15 protein-coding genes are annotated in these 16,814 nt (G+C 69.6%); 7 read left to right on the top strand and 8 right to left on the bottom strand.

Annotation, left to right across the window (positions count from 1 at the left end):
* Window positions 1-41 precede the first annotated feature (41 nt).
* Window positions 42-1,094 (top strand): cytochrome P450 family protein, encoded by a 1,053-nt coding sequence (locus IG04_RS0125120; RefSeq protein ID WP_051770649.1) that lies wholly within the window; start codon window positions 42-44, stop codon window positions 1,092-1,094.
* Here the strand turns inward: IG04_RS0125120 and IG04_RS45530 are convergent.
* From IG04_RS45530 to folP, 3 genes are read right to left on the bottom strand one after another with little or no spacing between them, the layout of a single operon-like run.
* Window positions 1,051-1,335, bottom strand: a complete 285-nt coding sequence (locus IG04_RS45530; RefSeq protein ID WP_084401906.1) for a hypothetical protein — start codon at window positions 1,333-1,335, stop codon at window positions 1,051-1,053. The two genes, IG04_RS0125120 and IG04_RS45530, sit on opposite strands and share 44 nt — an antisense overlap.
* A gap of 48 nt (window positions 1,336-1,383) precedes the next feature.
* Window positions 1,384-2,322, bottom strand: a complete 939-nt coding sequence (locus tag IG04_RS0125125; RefSeq protein WP_030479172.1) for a hypothetical protein — start codon at window positions 2,320-2,322, stop codon at window positions 1,384-1,386.
* Window positions 2,323-2,336: 14 nt separating this feature from the next.
* A complete protein-coding gene (folP, locus tag IG04_RS0125130; RefSeq protein WP_030479173.1) occupies window positions 2,337-3,161 on the bottom strand; it encodes a dihydropteroate synthase in 825 nt (274 codons plus the stop codon).
* A gap of 62 nt (window positions 3,162-3,223) precedes the next feature.
* Here folP and IG04_RS0125135 point away from each other — a divergent pair, with 62 nt between their 5' ends.
* The 3 genes from IG04_RS0125135 (at window position 3,224) to IG04_RS0125145 (ending at window position 5,202) form a co-directional block, all read left to right on the top strand.
* The gene (locus IG04_RS0125135; RefSeq protein WP_051770650.1) at window positions 3,224-4,288 is read left to right on the top strand and encodes a DUF2786 domain-containing protein; all 1,065 of its coding nucleotides are present in this window, start codon (window positions 3,224-3,226) and stop codon (window positions 4,286-4,288) included.
* A gap of 94 nt (window positions 4,289-4,382) precedes the next feature.
* Window positions 4,383-4,865: a hypothetical protein gene (locus IG04_RS0125140; RefSeq protein WP_036015820.1), complete on the top strand. Its 483-nt coding sequence runs from the start codon at window positions 4,383-4,385 to the stop codon at window positions 4,863-4,865.
* A 64-nt stretch (window positions 4,866-4,929) separates the two neighbouring features.
* Window positions 4,930-5,202 (top strand): hypothetical protein, encoded by a 273-nt coding sequence (locus tag IG04_RS0125145; RefSeq protein WP_030479176.1) that lies wholly within the window; start codon window positions 4,930-4,932, stop codon window positions 5,200-5,202.
* A gap of 760 nt (window positions 5,203-5,962) precedes the next feature.
* Here IG04_RS0125145 and IG04_RS0125160 read toward each other — a convergent pair.
* Both IG04_RS0125160 and IG04_RS0125165 read right to left on the bottom strand, forming a co-directional pair.
* Window positions 5,963-6,790: an SWIM zinc finger family protein gene (locus IG04_RS0125160; protein ID WP_036015821.1), complete on the bottom strand. Its 828-nt coding sequence runs from the start codon at window positions 6,788-6,790 to the stop codon at window positions 5,963-5,965.
* Window positions 6,783-9,761, bottom strand: a complete 2,979-nt coding sequence (locus tag IG04_RS0125165; RefSeq protein WP_030479178.1) for a DEAD/DEAH box helicase — start codon at window positions 9,759-9,761, stop codon at window positions 6,783-6,785. The genes IG04_RS0125160 and IG04_RS0125165 overlap by 8 nt, the downstream gene beginning before the upstream one ends.
* A 30-nt stretch (window positions 9,762-9,791) precedes the next feature.
* On the opposite strand from IG04_RS0125165, the gene IG04_RS0125170 reads away from it, so the two are divergent.
* A complete protein-coding gene (locus IG04_RS0125170) occupies window positions 9,792-11,258 on the top strand; it encodes an aromatic amino acid ammonia-lyase (protein ID WP_030479179.1) in 1,467 nt (488 codons plus the stop codon).
* Window positions 11,259-11,338: 80 nt separating this feature from the next.
* The gene (locus tag IG04_RS0125175; RefSeq protein ID WP_030479180.1) at window positions 11,339-12,298 is read left to right on the top strand and encodes a zinc-binding dehydrogenase; all 960 of its coding nucleotides are present in this window, start codon (window positions 11,339-11,341) and stop codon (window positions 12,296-12,298) included.
* Window positions 12,299-12,964: 666 nt separating this feature from the next.
* On the opposite strand, the gene IG04_RS0125180 is transcribed toward IG04_RS0125175, so the two are convergent.
* A complete protein-coding gene (locus IG04_RS0125180) occupies window positions 12,965-13,249 on the bottom strand; it encodes a MoaD/ThiS family protein (RefSeq protein ID WP_030479181.1) in 285 nt (94 codons plus the stop codon).
* Complete coding sequence (locus IG04_RS0125185) at window positions 13,246-14,325, bottom strand: WD40/YVTN/BNR-like repeat-containing protein (protein ID WP_030479182.1); 1,080 nt, start codon at window positions 14,323-14,325, stop codon at window positions 13,246-13,248. The genes IG04_RS0125180 and IG04_RS0125185 overlap by 4 nt, the downstream gene beginning before the upstream one ends.
* Before the next feature lie 145 nt (window positions 14,326-14,470).
* Between IG04_RS0125185 and IG04_RS0125190 the strand changes: the two genes are divergently transcribed.
* On the top strand, window positions 14,471-16,159 hold the full coding sequence (locus IG04_RS0125190) for an acyl-CoA dehydrogenase family protein (protein WP_030479183.1): 1,689 nt from the start codon (window positions 14,471-14,473) through the stop codon (window positions 16,157-16,159).
* Here IG04_RS0125190 and IG04_RS0125195 read toward each other — a convergent pair.
* Entirely contained in the window at window positions 16,156-16,785 is a 630-nt protein-coding gene (locus tag IG04_RS0125195; protein WP_051770652.1) for a TetR/AcrR family transcriptional regulator C-terminal domain-containing protein, read from the bottom strand. The genes IG04_RS0125190 and IG04_RS0125195 overlap by 4 nt on opposite strands.
* Window positions 16,786-16,814: the final 29 nt, after the last annotated feature.

Below are 16,814 nucleotides of genomic sequence, written 5' to 3' on the forward strand. Positions count from 1 at the left end.
TACTCATGCCCCTGAACAGCGCAAACGCCACGATGAGCGGCATGAGCTTCTTCACCGATCCGATCCCGTACTTCGACGAGTGGCGCGAGCGGGGCCCCGCGCTGATCGAGACCCCGGACGGCCAGAAGTCGTGGGTGATCAGCCGCTACGACGACGTCGTACAGGCTCTCAGCCACCCGGATCTCAGCAGCGCCATCATCCCCGGCGGCATGCTGAACCACACGGACCCGCCGGAGCACACGCAGTTGCGCAAGCCCATCGCACGTGCGTTCTCCACACGGCGGATGGAGGCCCTACGGCCGCGCATCGAGGAAATCGCCAACGAGCTGCTCGACGCGTGGGAGGGCGCGGAGGAGGTGGACGTCATCGAAACGTTCGCCTACCCGCTGCCGATCACCGTCATCTGTGAACTCCTAGGTGTGCCCAAAGAGGACAGAGATGAGGTCCGGAAGCTGTCCGCGGAGCTGCTCGCACCCGAGACCATGGTCGAGGCGTTCGGCCGGTTCGCCGCGTACGTGGAGCGTCTCCTGGCCACGAAGGGGCCCGGTGACGACGTCATCACCGAGCTCCGCGACGAACCGAACCTGGTGATGAACCTTGTGTTGCTCATCACAGCAGGCCACGAGACGACCGTGCAGCTCATCGGCAACGGCCTGCTCGCCCTGCTGCGCGATCCCGCCCTGCAGCGGTCGCTGGCCGACGATCCGATCATGATTCCGGAGGCCGTCGAGGAGTTCCTGCGCCTCGACGGTCCACTGGCCATGGGGGTGGGCCGTGTCGCCACTTCCGACGTGGTGATCGGAGGGGTCACGATTCCGAGATCCTCGCAGGTCACCGTCTCACTGGGGGCGGCGAACCGGGATCCGTCCCGGTATTCCGGTCCGGACGTGGTGCAGCTGGGCCGAGACCCACACGTCGCGTTCGGTCACGGGATCCACTACTGCGTGGGGGCGCGGCTGGCTCGTATCGAAGGTGAGATCGCGTTCGGAACGCTCCTTCGGCGTTTCCCGGAACTCGTGCTCGCCGCTGAGCCCGAGTGGCGGGAGTCATTCATCCGAGGCTTGGGATCATTTCGCGTGCGACCGAAGCCCTGACGGCGGCACGGGCGGCCGACAGGTCGTCGACCGCGTAAATCTCCGGACAGGACGCGATGACGAGGTCCTTGTCTGACGCGACGGTCAGCAAAGAAACTTTCTCCGTCAACGACTTGGCTTGCCGGACAACTCCCTTGGCATCAACGCGGATCAACGTGACCCACGTCTCTGACCAGGGAAAGTCCGCTACGGCGCTGGATTTCCGCAGGCCTTCCACATCGAACTCGGCGAATCTGGGCATGACACCAAGATAACGACTCGAGGTTACGGAACGTCAAAGATCACCCTTTCACCGCAATGCAGCCAGCAGATGGGACAGGTTGACACCAACTGCGTCCGCCAACCGGCGGACGACTTCTGGAGCGGGTGCCAACGGGTGTGTCTCGCGGGTGAACGGCAAGCCTTCACCGCCGGAAAACTTCGATTGCGGCGTAACGGGCGCGAGCATCGGGTAGACGCGCCAGCGCGGCACCTTCGAGTCAGCCATGGCGAGCGTGTTCTCGTGCCACAGCATCACGGCCGATGACCGAATGTTGCGCGCGAGGACACAGCCGTGGCCCGTGAGCGTGATCGCGCGCGCAGCGGCCCGCACCGCGTTGCGGAACTCGCCCTCCACCACCCACACGCCGTTCATGAACTCCGCGGTGAAGCCTTCGGTCTCCAGAGCGGCGATCGTTTCGGCGTGCTGGTCGTCCGCTGCGGCCGTGGCGAGCTCGACGACCTCCTGCACCTCCGAGGCCGTCACCACGCGCGCACCGGCCTCCGTGGAGGCGTACAGGAGCCGTTCCACGTGACGGTCCTCCGCGTAGGCAGCCCACTCCTGGGCCTTCTCCCACGCCGACCGTGCGATGACGTCGGCCTCGGAACCGCCGCGCAGGCGTGCGTCCTGCAGCAACTGTGCGAGCACCACGGCGATGACAGAGCTCAGCAGTGCGTCGTCACGTGACTCGTCCTCCGCGGGAACGAGAGAGACGACCAGGTCACGCAGATCGGCACGCCAGCTCTCGTCGCCCGCCCACACGCCGATGGCGAGCAGGTTCAGGTAGTGGTCCGCGAGGGCCATCCGCACGAGCAACGGCTGAGTGCCTGCTTCTCGTGCGTCGCGGCGTGCGGTGACCTTCAGCTGCTGTCGTTCCGCGGGATCCACCACGCTCACGCGGATCTTGTCGAGTTCGTCGAGGAAGTCGTCCCACCGGTCGTCCGAAAACCGGGCGAAGACGTCGTCCACCTGTTACCTCCAGCTCAGAGTCGAGCGACGGACTCGAGTACTCGTCTGGTGCGCGCCACCTCGTGCGCGCGAAAGACCGCGGCGCCCGCCAACGCCGCGATCACGGTCGCAACGAGGGTGCCCTCGACGCGCTCGTTCAGTTCCACGCCGAGGGTCTCCCCGACGAAGTCCTTGTTGGACAGAGCCATCAGCACCGGCCACCCGGTCGCCACCAGCTCGTCCGTGTGCCGCACCAGCGCGAGGCTGTGCCATGTGTTCTTGCCGAAGTCGTGTGTGGGGTCGATCAGCACGCTCTTGCGAGGCACACCGAGTGCGACCACCCTCTCCGCACGCGACGTCGTCTCCGCGATGACGTCCGCGACGAGGTTCGGGTAACTAACCCTATGCGGACGCGTGCGGGGCACCGCACCGCCCGTGTGCGAGCAGACGTAGCCGGCGCCGTACTCCGCGGCGACCTCGGCCAGCTGCGGGTCCGCGCCCGCCCACGTGTCGTTGAGCAGGTCGGCGCCGGCCTCGCAGACGAGGCGGCCGACGTCCGCGCGCCAGGTGTCGCTGCTGATGATCAGATCCGGGTAGGCGGCACGCACGCGGGCGATGAACGGCACGACACGGCGCACTTCCTCGCCGGAGTCGACCAGATCGCCGGGGCCGGCCTTCACACCGCCGATGTCCACGATGTCCGCGCCCTCGTCCACGACGCGGTGCACGGCCTCCATGGCCACGTCCTCGGCGTAGGTGGCGCCCTTGTCGTAGAACGAGTCCGGCGTGCGGTTGATGATCGCCATCACCAGCGCGTGGTCACGGACGATGGTCCGGCCGCGGAACTGGAGCTCGATCACATCCCGTGTCTACCAGGTGGTCCCCGACCTTTGCACATGGCGGACGTCTCATACTGCATGGCGTGGAACTGGTGAAAGCGGTCGATGCGCTCTGGCAGCGCGGCTGGCTGCCGTACGACGTGCGCGAGATGGTGTCGCGTTCGCTCGATGAGTCGGCCGCCTCTCTCGTGGTGGACGTGATCGCTTTGTCCTGTTCGCCGCATGCTCCGGCGACCGTGCATCCGCGGTGGCAGCGTCAGCTGGACGAGATCGGCGCCTCGGTGTGGTGGGAGGGACCGCTGATCGAGGCGTGGGCGACGCGTCACATCGAGACGCTGTCGTATGCGAACCGCACGGCCGCCGAGCTGTTGAAGTTCCTCGGGCGGATGCCTTCGTTGCCGCAGATCCTGCCGTTGCCGGGCGACGTGCTGATGTCGGCCGTGCGCGCGGGGCTGGATCCGAAGGTGCTCAACCGGGTGCGCGGCCTGCTGGCGAAGGCCGAGTCGACGGCGTTCCCCGAGGAGGCGGAGGCGCTGTCGGCCAAGGCGCAGGAGCTGATGAACCGGCACGCGCTGGAGCGGGCGATGCTCGACGCGGACCTGCCGGCGGAGGCGACGTCGCGGCGGATGTGGCTGGACAAGAGCTACTTCAAGGAGAAGTCACAGCTCGTGCACGTGGTGTCGGAGGCCTTCCGGTCGCGGGCCGTGGCTTATGACGGGTTCGGGTTCATCGCTCTCGTCGGTGACGAGGTCGACCTGGAGAGCGTCGAGCTGCTGTCGACGTCTCTGCTCGTGCAGGCGACACGGGCGATGGTCTCCGTTGGCGGGCGCGCCGGCAAGGGCAGTGAGGCGCGCTCGCGGCCGTTCCGGAAGTCGTTCCTGGTGGCGTACGCGTCGCGGATCGGGGAGCGGCTGGAGGCGATGGCGGCCGCGCCCGCTGCTCCGGACGACCCGATCGCGTCGGACGAGCGGCTGCTGCCGGTGCTCGCGGACCGCAAGCTGGCCGTGGACACGCTGTTCGAGCAGATGTTCACGCAGACGCGCACCTCGCGCGTGACGGTGCGCTCGGCCGCCGGGTGGGGCGCGGGGCGCGCCGCCGCGGACGCCGCTGACATCGGGACCAGCCGAAAGTCCGTGACCTCGGGCTAGCCCACCACCCCTTCGAGTGAACTCCCCGCATCACAACGGCCTCCGGGGCCCAACCCCGGAAAAACCGTCAGACCCCCTCCCTAACGTCGACCCCATGACATCCACCTTCCACAACGAGATCAAGCTCGGCGAGGTCAACTACCGGCTGAGCGCGACGACCGACTCCGACGAATCGATGGTGCTCGACCTGCTCGGCTCACTCGACTCGGGCGAGGTGATCGCGGACGGCCGCCTCCGCCTGCCGGTAGAGGGCGGCGTCACGATCGGCAAGCTCCTCGCGCGGGTCCTGAGCGCCCACACGCGCCTGCGCAGCCGCCCGTCCCGCCACGCGAACGCCAACCAACCCTGGACCGAAGCCCTCGACACCGACCTGCGCGCCGCCTGGCTCACCTCGCCCGAGACCGGCTCCCCGAAACTGATCAGGTCCCTGGCCGACGCCATGGAGCGCTCCCCCACGGCCATCCGGGCCCGCCTCGCCAGGGTGGGCTGCGACCCGGACGTGCCGGGCCGCGAACTCTCCGCGACAGCCGCCGTGCTCCTAGGGGCGAACTCAGGGGGCACTCAGGGGAAGACCTGATTCGCGGACCCCTCAGCCCGGCGGACTCTGTAGTGACAGGCACCAGAGTCGCAGGGGGTACGCAGTGGAGATCGACGGCTTGTTCACCGCACTGCTCTTCGGAGCGGTCATCGGCGGCCTGGGCCGCCTGGTGATCCCGGGCAGGCAACACGTGTCGCTGCTCGCGACCATCCTCGTGGGCATCGTCGCCGCCCTGCTGGGCACCGCGGCCGCCACGGTCCTGGGCGTGGCCGAGACCCCGGGAATCGACTGGATCGAACTGGCTCTGCAGGTGGGCCTCGCCGGCGCCGGCGTGACCCTGTGGGCCAACCGCTCCAAGCAGAAGCTCCTCCACTGAGCCCAGGGCAAGGGGGCCCAGCCGCCCACTCACCCACCGCCGACCGACCCGAGCCGCTCGCCCTCCGCGCACCCACAAGCCACCGCGCCCGGACCACACAGCGCCCAACGGGTCAGCCGGCTCCCATCGCGCCCGGCTGGTCACCGCCGCCGCCCGAGCACCATCTCGCCAACGGCTGCCGCCTCCGCGCCGCACTGCGCTCCCGCGCTTGAACGCGCTGGACCCCAGTGCTTCCAACGGTTCCGCAACCCCGGTACCCGGCTGACCGATACCGCCGAGTGACCATTTGCCATCCGGTGGAGCCGGCCCTCACCGCTGAACGCAACCCAGCCTCGGCGGATCCCACGGCCTACGCGTGAAGTGCCGTCCCGACCCACCGTCTCTCTCAACGCACTCCCGGTTTCGCGCAGTGGGCCAACGAACCCGCCGGGACGGACGCGGCCTACGGCCCGACCCGCATCCTGACCATCGACACCATGGAGGCAACCACGAAGGTGAGCGCAGAGCTGACGCTGTCCAAGGACGGCAAGCCCGTAGGTACGACGGCGCTGTCACCAAGGAGGTCCCGCGGCACTAGGCGATCGCGAAGGCCGCCACCGGCAACGGGTCGAAGGCGTGACGGTGATCGGCAGCCGGCCGCTTCAGCGGCTCGTCGGCGTGGTGGGCAACGACGGACTGGAGGACGCTCCGGGCGAGTCGGTGTTCCTGCGCCTCGGCTGGATCCGCTGACGCAGGAAGACGGTTCGGACTCGCGCCAGCTCTACTCCTCGGGTTTCAGCGACAGGTAGGCCGGGCGCAACAGGTCGGCCAGCGACGACTGGCCCACGGTGATCGGCACACCGTCGAGCTGATCGAGCACCGCGTCCGTGCGCACGACCGCCGTGGGATCGCCGAAGTGGAGGTTCGACGTGGTCTGCCGCTGCCAGAACGTGTCCAGGCACCGCGTCAGCGGCGGCGCCTCCTCACGGGCCACGGCGGAGCGCACCGTGCCGCGCAGCGCGCGGAGACGGTCGAGCAGGTCCTCACGGCTGCGGCCACGCCAGGCGAGGATCTCGAACGGGTCGTTGTCGAACGACTCGGCGAGCAGGTAACAGACGGCGGCAAGGTGCTTGCACGGCACCTCCCAGTCCGGGCAGCTGCAGTCCATCGTCATCTCGCGCTGCGTCGCGGGGAAGAGCCGCAGTCCCAGCGAGGCGAACAACGTCTCGATGTCCGCGGGCATCTCGCCGGCCAGCAGTTTCGCCGCGTACAGGGCCTTGCCGGCCAGCGCGTGCTCGATGCGCTGCCACTCCTGACCGGTGAACGACTTGATCGCGATCCGCGCCTTGTACGGCGTGGGGCGCGAGCCCTGCACCAAGGCGATGACCATGCTCGTGGACAGCGACAACGACAGCACCTGGCCCTGCCGCGCGTAGTTGCGGCCGCGGGTCAGCCGGCCGCCCATGCCGAAGGACTCCAGCACCTCGATGAACCGGCGCGACCACCAGGTGGCGCCGATGTCGCCGCGCTTGCTCTTGGCCTTGAGACCGTTGTCGACCTTGATGGTCCTGCCGTACTGAGAACGTTCGCCGGACCAGTGCTCACTCACCGATGGCCTCCCCGGACAACGCCAGCAGGTCGCGCAGCTGCGCGGTGGACAGGTCGGTGAGCCAGTTCTCGCCGGCGCCGACGACCAGCTGGGCCAGCGCGCGCTTCTCCTCGATCATGGCGTCGATGCGTTCCTCCAGCGTGCCGATGCACACGAACTTGCGCACCTGCACGTTGCGGCGCTGGCCGATCCGGAACGCGCGGTCGGTCGCCTGGTCCTCGACCGCCGGGTTCCACCAGCGGTCCAGGTGGATCACGTGGTTCGCGGCGGTGAGGTTGAGGCCGGTGCCGCCCGCCTTGAGCGACAACAGGAACAGCGACGGGCCCTTGCTGTCCTGGAAGCGCTCCACCATGCGGTCGCGGGACGCCTTGTTCGTGCCGCCGTGCAGGAACATCACCTCGGTGTCGAAGCGCGCGGCCAGGTACGGCACGAGCATGCTGCCGAACTCGGTGAACTGCGTGAAGCACAACGCTTTGTCGCCCTCGGCGAGCACTTCTTCGAGCACTTCCTCCAGGCGCGTGAGCTTGCCGGAGCGGCCGGCGACGCGGGAGCCGTCCCCGAGGAAGTGCGCGGGGTGGTTGCAGACCTGCTTGAGCTTCGACATGGTCGCGAGCACGAGTCCCCTCCGCTCGACGCCCTCGTCCGCTTCCTCGATCTTCTCGAGCATGTCGTTGACGACGGCCTGGTAGAGCGAGGCCTGCTCGGCGGTGAGGTTGCAGAGCTGGCGCATCTCGACCTTGTCCGGCAGGTCGCTGATGATGCGCGGATCGGTCTTCACGCGGCGCAGCACGAACGGGTTCGTGATCTTGCGCAGGCGGGCGGCGGCGTCCTGGTCGTTGTGGCGCTCCACCGGGACGGCGAAGCGGGCGCGGAACGTGTTGACCGTGCCCAGCACACCGGGGTTGGCGAAGTCCATGATCGACCACAGCTCGGCCAGGCGGTTCTCGACGGGCGTGCCGGTGAGCGCGACGCGGTGCCGTGCCTTGAGCTGGCGCACCGCCTGGGACTGGCGGGTCGAGCTGTTCTTGATGTTCTGCGCCTCGTCGAGCACCACGCGGTCGAAGGTGAGGTCGCTCAGCGCGTCGGCGTCGCGGGCGGCCAGCGAGTAGGTGGTGAGGATCAGGTCGTGGCTCTCCACGGCTTCGCGCAACGCGTCACCGTTCAGGCGGTCCGCCCCGTGGTGCACGTGCACCGAGAGGTCCGGGGTGAACCGCGCTGCCTCGCGTTGCCAGTTGCCGACGACCGACATCGGGCAGATCAGCAACGTGGGCGGCCTCTTGCCGTCTGCACGGTTCAAGGCTTCCAGCGCCAGCAGCTGCACGGTCTTGCCGAGGCCCATGTCGTCGGCCAGGCACGCACCCAGACCGATCCTGTCGAGGAACGCGAGCCACGCCAGGCCGCGCTGCTGGTACGGACGCAGCCGCGCACCGAAGTTCTCCGGCGGCTCGACGGGTTCGAGCTGCTCGTCGGCCTTGCCGGACAACAGGTCGCCGAGCCAGCCGTCCGCCTCGACGGACATCAGCGGAAGCGGCAGGCTCTCGTCTTCCGCCGTCAGTCCACTGTGGAGCATGACCTCGACGGCGGTCATCTGCCCACCGCCGCGTTTGAGGAACGCGAGTCCGGCGGCGAGCCGTTTCTGGTCGACCTGCACCCACTGGCCGCGCACCTTGACCAGCGGCACCTTCGCCCTGGCCAGTTCGGCGAGCTCGGCGTCGGTCAGCGTGTCCTCGCCGAGGGCGAGCTCCCACTTGTAGTCCACAATGGACTTCAAGCCGATCTCGCTCTCCTTGGCGACGGTTCCGGCGGTGCCGCGGCTCTTCGTGGTGAGTTTCAGGCCCAGCTTCGTCGTCTGCTGCCACCACGACGGCAGCAGCACGCCGAACCCGGCCTGCGCCAGCACCGGTGCGGCGGTCAGGAACCGGTACGCGCCCTCCGCGCTGACCTCCATCTCGGCGGGGTGCGAGCCGCGCAACGCCTCGTCCAGGTCGGGATGCAGCTTGCTCGCGCGGCCGAGATCGGCCAGCAGGTGCTCCTGCGGTGCCGGGATCCAGCGCCGCAGCACGCCGTCGTCCGCGAACCAGACCTGCTGCGCGGGCACGAGAACGCTCGGCTCGTCGACGGCCTGAAGAAGGAACTCGACGGCCCACTCGTCGTCGTTGCGCTGCTCCGGCGAGCGCAGCCGGAAGCAGGTGCGCACGGGGCTCTCGTTGCCCGCGCTGTCGCGCCAGCGGTCCAGTTGCTCGCGCAGTTCGTAAAGTTCGACGGGGTCCGCGTCGAAGGCGGGCTCGCCGGTCAGCGCGTCGAGCCAGGACTCCGCCGTCGTCGCACGGCCTCGTCCCGCCGGGGCGAGAGCGGTGCCGCTCAACCGGCTCCGCACCTGCTCGTCGACCGCTGTCGTCAGTGCCGCGCGCACGAGTTCCGCCGGGTCGCCGACGATCTGCTCGCACCGGCAGGCGGGCGGCATCGCGGCCTGCAGCGCCGCGAACCGCGCCGAATCCGTCCCCGAGAGCACCGGCGCCCACCGCGCGACGGCCCGCTCCGGCGCGATCGACGGCAGCACGCGGCCGCGGTCGACCAGGTCGGCACCGAATGCGGCCACGTCGAACACGAACCGCGCGGAGTCACTCAGTCGCACCTCGGCACCACGCTCCGGGGCACCGTCGAGGCGGATCGTGGGCACGCCCCACTGCCGCAGCTGCACCTTGCCGCGCTGCGCTCGTCCCGCCGCCAGCGGATCGCGCACCAGTTCGGGCGACGCCATCGGCCCCGACGAGAACGACGGCAGGAGCAACGTCCGCGTGGTCGTTTTGCGCGGTTCCTGCCCGAGCGCGGCGGCCAGCGATTCGGCCGACGCCGCGAACGGGTGCGGTGCGTCCCGACGCGTGCTCTCGCTACGTGCGGGCAGCCCGGAGTCTTCGGCCCACAGTGCGAGAACACCGTCGGTCGTGCACAGGCCATGCAGTACGAGCACCTCTGAACCCTATGTGCTCACATTGGCGCCATGGTCGAAGACTCCCCTGTCGTCCTGGACGGTCAGTCCCTCAGCGCCGACGACGTCGTGCGCGTCGCGCGGTACCACTCGCCGGTGGCGCTGCACGCTGATGGCGTCGCACGCCTCGAAGCGTCGTGGGGCGCCAGCCAGCGCCTTGTGGTGCGGCGACAGGTGTACGGCCGCACGACCGGCGTCGGTGCGAACCGCGACCAGATCGTCAGCACGGAGGGCTGGGCCGAGCACGGCCTGCGCCTGCTGCGCAGCCACGCGGGCGGGCTCGGCGGCATGCTCCCCGAGGAGCAGGTGCGCGCCATGATGGTCGTGCGCCTCAACCAGCTCCTCGCAGGCGGCGCAGGCGTGCGCAGAGCCGTGGCGGACGCGCTGCTCGCCGCACTTAACGGCAGTTGCTACCCCGGCGTCCACGAGTACGGCGCCATCGGCACGGGCGACCTCACCGCCCTCGCCGAAACCGGCCTGACCCTGCTCGGCGAGCGCTACTGGCTCGGCTCCACGCAGACGCCCGACCCGATCGAACTCGACTCGGGCGACGCGCTGGCGTTGATCAGCAGCAACGCCCTCACCATCGGCATGGCGGGCCTGGCCTGGCAGGACGCGCACCAGCTCCTCAAGGCCACGCACGTCGTCGCCGCGCTGTCGTTCCTCGCCGTGGACGGAGCCATCGAGGCTTACGACGAACGCGTCCACCTCGGCCGCCCCCACCCAGGACAGGTCGCCGTGGCCGCCGAGATGCGCCGCCTGATCGGCGAACCACCACGCCCGCCCGCGCGCATCCAGGACCCGTTCGGCTACCGGTGCTTCCCGCAGATCCACGGCCCGGCCGTCGACGCCGCCACCGACCTGGGCCGGGTGCTCGACGTCGAGTTCAATGCCGCCGCCGAAAACCCGCTGATCGTCTCCGACCACTTCGGCCCGGAGGACGACGCCGCCTACCACCACGGCGCGTTCCACAGCGCGTACCTGGGCCAGGCGCTCGACCGGCTCCGGCTCTCGATGCTGCACACCGGCCACATCTCGACCGCCCGCCTCGCCACGCTCGTCGAGCCGAGCTTCACCGGCCTGCGCCCGTTCCTCGCCGAGGGCGTGCCCGGCAGCTCGGGCGTGATGATCCTCGAGTACAGCGCCAACTCCGCGCTGGCCGAGGTCCGCACCCTCGCCGAACCCGCGAGCATCGGCAACGCCGTCGTGTCGCGCGGCCAAGAGGAGAACTCGAGCTTCGCCTTCCAGTCCGCCTCCCAGGCCCTGCGCTCGCTGAGCGCGTTCCGCCTCGTCCTCGCCTGTGAGGTCGTGGCCGCCGTCCGCGCCCTGCGGCTACGCGGCATCACACCGCGGACCGAGTCGCTGCGGGCCGCCTTCGAGGCCGCCGAGTCCAAGCTCAACCCGGACATGGCCGACCGCCAGCTCAGCCCGGACGTCGAGGTCGCCTCGGCACTGCTGGACGACTTCGCCTCCTGCTGACGTCTGGGCTTGATCTCCACCAAGCTGGAGCTTTTACGGTGGGACGTGGCCAGGTTGATCTAGGCGGGGATGTGGTTGTGGTGCGTGCTGTCCGTGTGCACGAGTTCGGTGGTCCCGAGGTGCTCCGCGCGGAGGAGGTTCCCGCGCCGGTGGCAGGCCCGGGGCAGGTCGTGGTGGGCATGGAGGTCGCCGACGTGATCTTCCTCGACACACTGCTGCGCAACGGCTGGGGCGGCGAGTACTTCCCGCTGACACTTCCGTACGTGCCGGGCGGAGGCGGCGCGGGCCACGTGCTCTCGGTCGGCGAAGGCGTGGACCCGGCGTGGCTGGGCCGGCACGTCATCAGCCGCGGATCGGGCGGCTACGCGGAACAGATGCTCTTCCCCGCCGAGGAGATCGTCGCGGTCCCCGACGGCCTGGGCTCGGCCGAGGCGGCGGCCCTGGTGCACGACGGCGTCACCGCACTCATGCTCGCCCGGCGCGCGGAGATCAGGAAGGATGAGTGGGTCCTGGTGGCGGCCGCGACGGGCGGCGCGGGTTCGCTGCTCGTGCAACTCCTGCGCGACGCAGGCGCACGAGTCGTCGCCGCGGCCCGCGGTGAGCGCAAGCTCGCACTGAGCCGCGAACTGGGCGCGGACCTGGCCGTCGACTACTCGCTGGACGGCTGGCAACACCAGGTCCGCGAGGCGACGGGCGGCGTCGGCCTGGCCTTCGACGGCGCGGGAGGCCCACTCGGCAGGGCCGTGTTCGAGACGGTGGCCGACGGCGGCCGCTTCATCACCTACGGCACCTCGGACGGCTTCGCCGACATCGATCCGGACCTGGCAGCCCGCCGGCAGGTGCACGTCGACAACGCGCTGGAGGCCGGGACGCCCGACCCGGCGACCGTGCGCGCACTCCTCACGGACGCGCTCACCCTCACCGCACAGGGCCGGCTCCGGCCGGTGATCGGCGCGACGTACCCGTTGGCGGAGGCCGCGAAGGCTCACCGTTCGCTCGAAGAGCGCACGACCCTCGGCAAGTCACTGCTGCTGGTCTGACCGCTCGCGCGGCCGGAGTCGGGCTTGGTCGGGGGTGGTTGGGGCATGCGGATGTGTGGCGGCGACAGCCGGGAGAGGGGCGGCTGCGATCGAGGTGGTGAACGGCGGTGGTCGGACGGCGCAGGCAGGGCGGTGGCGTTGGCCGGAACGACGCGGACAAGGGCGGTGGCGGCAGCCGAGCCGGCGGGGCGGCGGGGCGGCAGGGCGGCAGGGCGGCAGTAGCAGCTGGGGTGGTGGGCGGCGGTAGCCGGAACGGCGCGGACAGCGCGGTGGCGGCAGCCGAGCCGGCGGGTCGGCGGTAGCCGCTTCGGCACCAGCAAGCCGGTGGCGAGATAGCGGCGACCAACGTGGCGGCTGTACCTGGAGTGGCAGCAGGCAAGTGGCATCCGCAGCCAGTCCCCACAGGGTCGCCGGAGGACTGAATCGCGCCTGCCGCAGTCGCCGCCCCGCTGTAGTCACCGCCCCGCCCCAATCACCGCCCCGCCCCAATCACCGCCCGGTCCCAGGCACCACCCAATCCCAGGCACCGCCCCCCATCCCAGGCACCGCTCCACGACGGCTGCCGGCTGCACCGGTCGCCGTGCAACCACCGCGCCACCGGGCAGTCGCCGTCGCCGGGTCGCGCCGCCATCCCCGGTGCGGCGCGACCCCGGCGAGGTGCAGGCGTCAGCCGCCGGCCACCGACGGCAGGATCTGGATCTCCGCGCCCGACGGGAGTGGGGTGGCCGGGCCGCCGAGGCGGCGGCATTCCTCGCCGTTGACGTAGAAGTTCACGTAGCGGCGCAGGGCTGCGCGCTCGTCGCGCAGGCGGCGGTCGAGTAGCGGGTAGGTGTCCGCCAGGACGTCCAGGGCCGCTCCCAGGGTGGCCGGGTCCGGGACTTCCACGTCCAGGTGGGCGGCGCCGTCGGTGGCGGCGCGGAGGACGCCGGGGATCAGGACCTTCACCTTCACGTCGGGATCACCGCGGCTCGGACCGACGTCACGTCCGGGAGGTGGGCTGCCACGCGGTGCCAGGTCTCGCCCGCGTCCGGGCTGGCGTAGACCTCGCCCGAGCGGGAGCCGAAGTAGACGCCGGGGACCTCGGCGTCGTCCGTGCACATGGCGTCGCGCATCACCGCTGTCCAGAAGTCGTCGGGCAGGCCTTCGCCGAGGGCCTGCCAGGTAACGCCCGCGTCCTGGGAGCGGTAGACGCGGCACTTGCCTTCCGGCGGGAAGCGGCGGCCGTCCGCCTCGATCGGGAACGTGAAGATCGTGTCCGGGTCGTGGGGGTGGACGACCATGGCGAAGCCGAAGTCGGTGGGCAGGCCGGCGGCGATCGACTGCCAGGTGTCGCCTCCGTCGTCGCTGCGGTAGACGCCGTGGTGGTTCTGGGCGTAGAAGCGCGAAGGCGACGCCGGGTGCTGGGCCACCTTGTGGACGCATTGGCCGAACTCCGGCCACGGGTCCGGAAGGAAGTACGCCTTGATGCCCTTGTTGCGGGCTTCCCAGGACTTGCCACCGTCGGCGGTGCGGTAGACGCCGCCGGTCGACATCGCCACCAGCATTCGGTCGGGATCGACCGGGTCGGGCACGATCGTGTGGACGGCCTGGCCGCCGAAGCCCGCCTCCCACTCCGGACGGTGCGGGTGGTTCCAGAGGCCCTCGACGAACTCGAACGAGCGACCGCCGTCGGAGGACTTGAACAGCGCCGACGGCTGCGTGCCCGCCCAGACCACGCCCGGCTGCGTGGCCGGTCCGGGCTGGAGCTGCCAGACGCGTTCGAGGGCAGCGTCGTCGACCGGGAACGCGATCGGCGGCGTGGGCGACTCCTCCCAGGTGGCACCCAGATCGTCCGAGGTGGACACTCCCGGACCGAAGTGCGGTGAGGACACCCCCGCCAGCAGACGAAGGCCCGCACGCGCGTCGAACGCGACCGCGTACACCTCCTGCATCGCGTGGTGCGGGCCGTCGACCTGCCACGACACCCGATCCTCACTGCGGGCGAGCCACAGCCCCTTGCGCGTACCGATCGCCACAACCACCGTCATCGCAACGCAGCCTCCCAGCCAGAAGGTGTGATGCGGAGCACGTTACGCCGGGGGTCTGACAATTTCTGAGGACGAGGGAAACCCCACGTAGACCCACAAGTTACTCACTGGTAGCGTCCGAAAGAAGAGACGCAAGGAGGCCCCAGTGCTGCTCGACCCGAACCACTACGACCCCGCCCACCTCGACGACGAGACGCGGCGCCTGCTCAAGGCGACCGTCGACTGGTTCGAGGCCCGCGGCAAGCGGCAGCTCATCGCGGACGCGCAGGACAAGGTCTGGTACACCGAGTTCCTCGACTTCGTGAAGCGCGAGAAGCTCTTCGCGACGTTCTGCACGCCCGCGAGCGTGGACGGCACCAAGCGCTGGGACGCCGCCCGCAACGCCGCGTTCAGCGAGGTGCTCGGCTTCTACGGCCTGCAGTACTGGTACGCCTGGCAGGTCACGGTCCTCGGCCTCGGTCCGATCTGGATGAGCGGCAACTCCGAGGCCAAGCAGAAGGCGGCGGCCCTCCTCGACAGTGGCGCGGTCTTCGCGTTCGGACTGTCCGAGAAGGAGCACGGTGCCGACGTCTACAGCACCGACATGATCGTCACGAAGACGGAGACCGGCTACACGGCCACCGGCAGCAAGTACTACATCGGCAACGGCAACGTCGCCGGCATGGTCAGCGTCTTCGGCAAGCTCGCGGACTCCGACGAGTACGTCTTCTTCGCCGTCGACAGCCAGCACGAGAACTTCGAGCTCGTCAAGAACGTCGTCGACAGCCAGATGTTCGTGAGCGAGTTCCGCCTCGACGCCTACCCCATCACCGACGCCGACATCCTGCACCGCGGCCCCGACGCCTTCTCCGCCGCGCTCAACACCGTCAACGTCGGCAAGTTCAACCTCTGCACGGCCAGCATCGGCATCTGCGAGCACTCGTTCTACGAGGCGATCACCCACGCCCACAACCGGATCCTCTACGGCAACCCGGTCACGAACTTCCCGCACGTGCGCCAGAACTTCGTCGACGCCTACGCGCGCCTCACCGCGATGAAGCTCTTTGCGGACCGCAGCGTCGACTACTTCCGCAGCGCCGGCGAGAACGACCGCCGCTACCTCCTCTTCAACCCCATCACCAAGATGAAGGTGACGAGCGAGGGCGAGAACGTCATCGACCTGCTCTGGGACGTCATCGCCGCCAAGGGTTTCGAGAAGGACACCTACTTCACCCGCGCCACGGCCGACATCCGCGCGCTGCCCAAGCTCGAAGGCACCGTGCACGTGAACCTGGCCCTGGTGCTCAAGTTCATGCCGAACTACCTGTTCAACCCCAAGGCCTACGACGAGGTCCCGACGCGCCACGACGCGACGGACGACGACTTCTTCTGGCACCAGGGCCCCGCACGCGGTCTCGGCAAGATCCAGTTCCACGACTGGGAGCCGATCTACACCGAGCACGCCCACCTGCCCAACGTGGCGCTGTTCCACGAGCAGGCCCGGGCCATCAAGACGCTGCTGACCACGGCGGCGCCGGACGAGGCCCAGCAGAAGGACCTCGACTTCCTGCTCAACCTCGGCCACCTCTTCACCCTGGTCGTCTACGGCCAGCTGGTCCTGGAGCAGGCGAAGATCACGAAGACCGACCAGCACGTGCTCGACCAGATCTTCGACGTCCTGGTCCGCGACTTCGCCGGCTACGCGACCGCCCTGCACGGCAAGGCCAGCAGCACCGAGGCCCAGCAGCAGTGGGCCGTCACGCAGATCCGCAAGCCGCACGTCGACCAGGCTCGCTTCGACGCCGTCTGGCAGCAGGTGGAAGCGCTCTCCGGCCGCTACGAGATGCGTCCTTAGGACTGGTAGCGCTCCAACGCCGCGATCATGAGTTCGAGGCCGAACTCGAACTCGTGATCGTGGTCGTAGGTCCCCAGCTCGTCCATCACCCCGGCGGACAGCGGAAACGCCGACACGTCGACGTCCTCGTAGGGCGACAACGCGATCCCGCCCAACTCGGGCGACGTCGCGACCTCCCTCATCAGCGTGCCCAGCAGGTACGACACCATCGCCCGCATCATCCCGACGGCGATCTTGCCCCGGAACCCCGCGCGGTCGAAGTTCGTCAGCGCCGCCTCGATCGTCCGGAACCCCGCCTCGCTGCTCAGACGTCGCGTCGCCAGCATCACGAACGCGCGGGGGTGCCGGCGCGCCAGTTCCCGCACGGCACGGGCATGTGCCCGGAGGTGATCACGCCAGTCGTCGCTGTCGACGTGGTACGGCCGCGCCTCCGCCATGATCCGCTCGGCCGCGAGGTCCACCAGCACGGCCTTGTTCGGCACGTGGTTGTACAGCGACATCGTGCCCGCGCCCAGCTCAGCGGCGAGACGCCGCATCGAGACGGCCTCGACGCCCTCGCATTCGATCAACCGCACGGCCGCATCCACGATGCGGGCGCGGGTCAGCGGTTCACGTGGCGAGGACACTGGCGGAGACCATCCGACGTGGAGTAGCT

This window comes from Lentzea albidocapillata (genome assembly GCF_000719115.1).
Lineage (GTDB): Bacteria > Actinomycetota > Actinomycetes > Mycobacteriales > Pseudonocardiaceae > Lentzea > Lentzea albidocapillata.

Bases quoted from the DNA above. Each gene is read 5' to 3' on its own strand.
- IG04_RS0125120 (WP_051770649.1), top strand. From the start codon at position 42: ATGAGCTTCTTCACCGATCCGATCCCGTACTTCGACGAGTGGCGCGAG.
- IG04_RS45530 (WP_084401906.1), bottom strand. From the start codon at position 1,335: ATGCCCAGATTCGCCGAGTTCGATGTGGAAGGCCTGCGGAAATCCAGC.
- IG04_RS0125140 (WP_036015820.1), top strand. From the start codon at position 4,383: ATGACATCCACCTTCCACAACGAGATCAAGCTCGGCGAGGTCAACTAC.
- IG04_RS0125170 (WP_030479179.1), top strand. From the start codon at position 9,792: ATGGTCGAAGACTCCCCTGTCGTCCTGGACGGTCAGTCCCTCAGCGCC.
- IG04_RS0125185 (WP_030479182.1), bottom strand. From the start codon at position 14,325: ATGACGGTGGTTGTGGCGATCGGTACGCGCAAGGGGCTGTGGCTCGCC.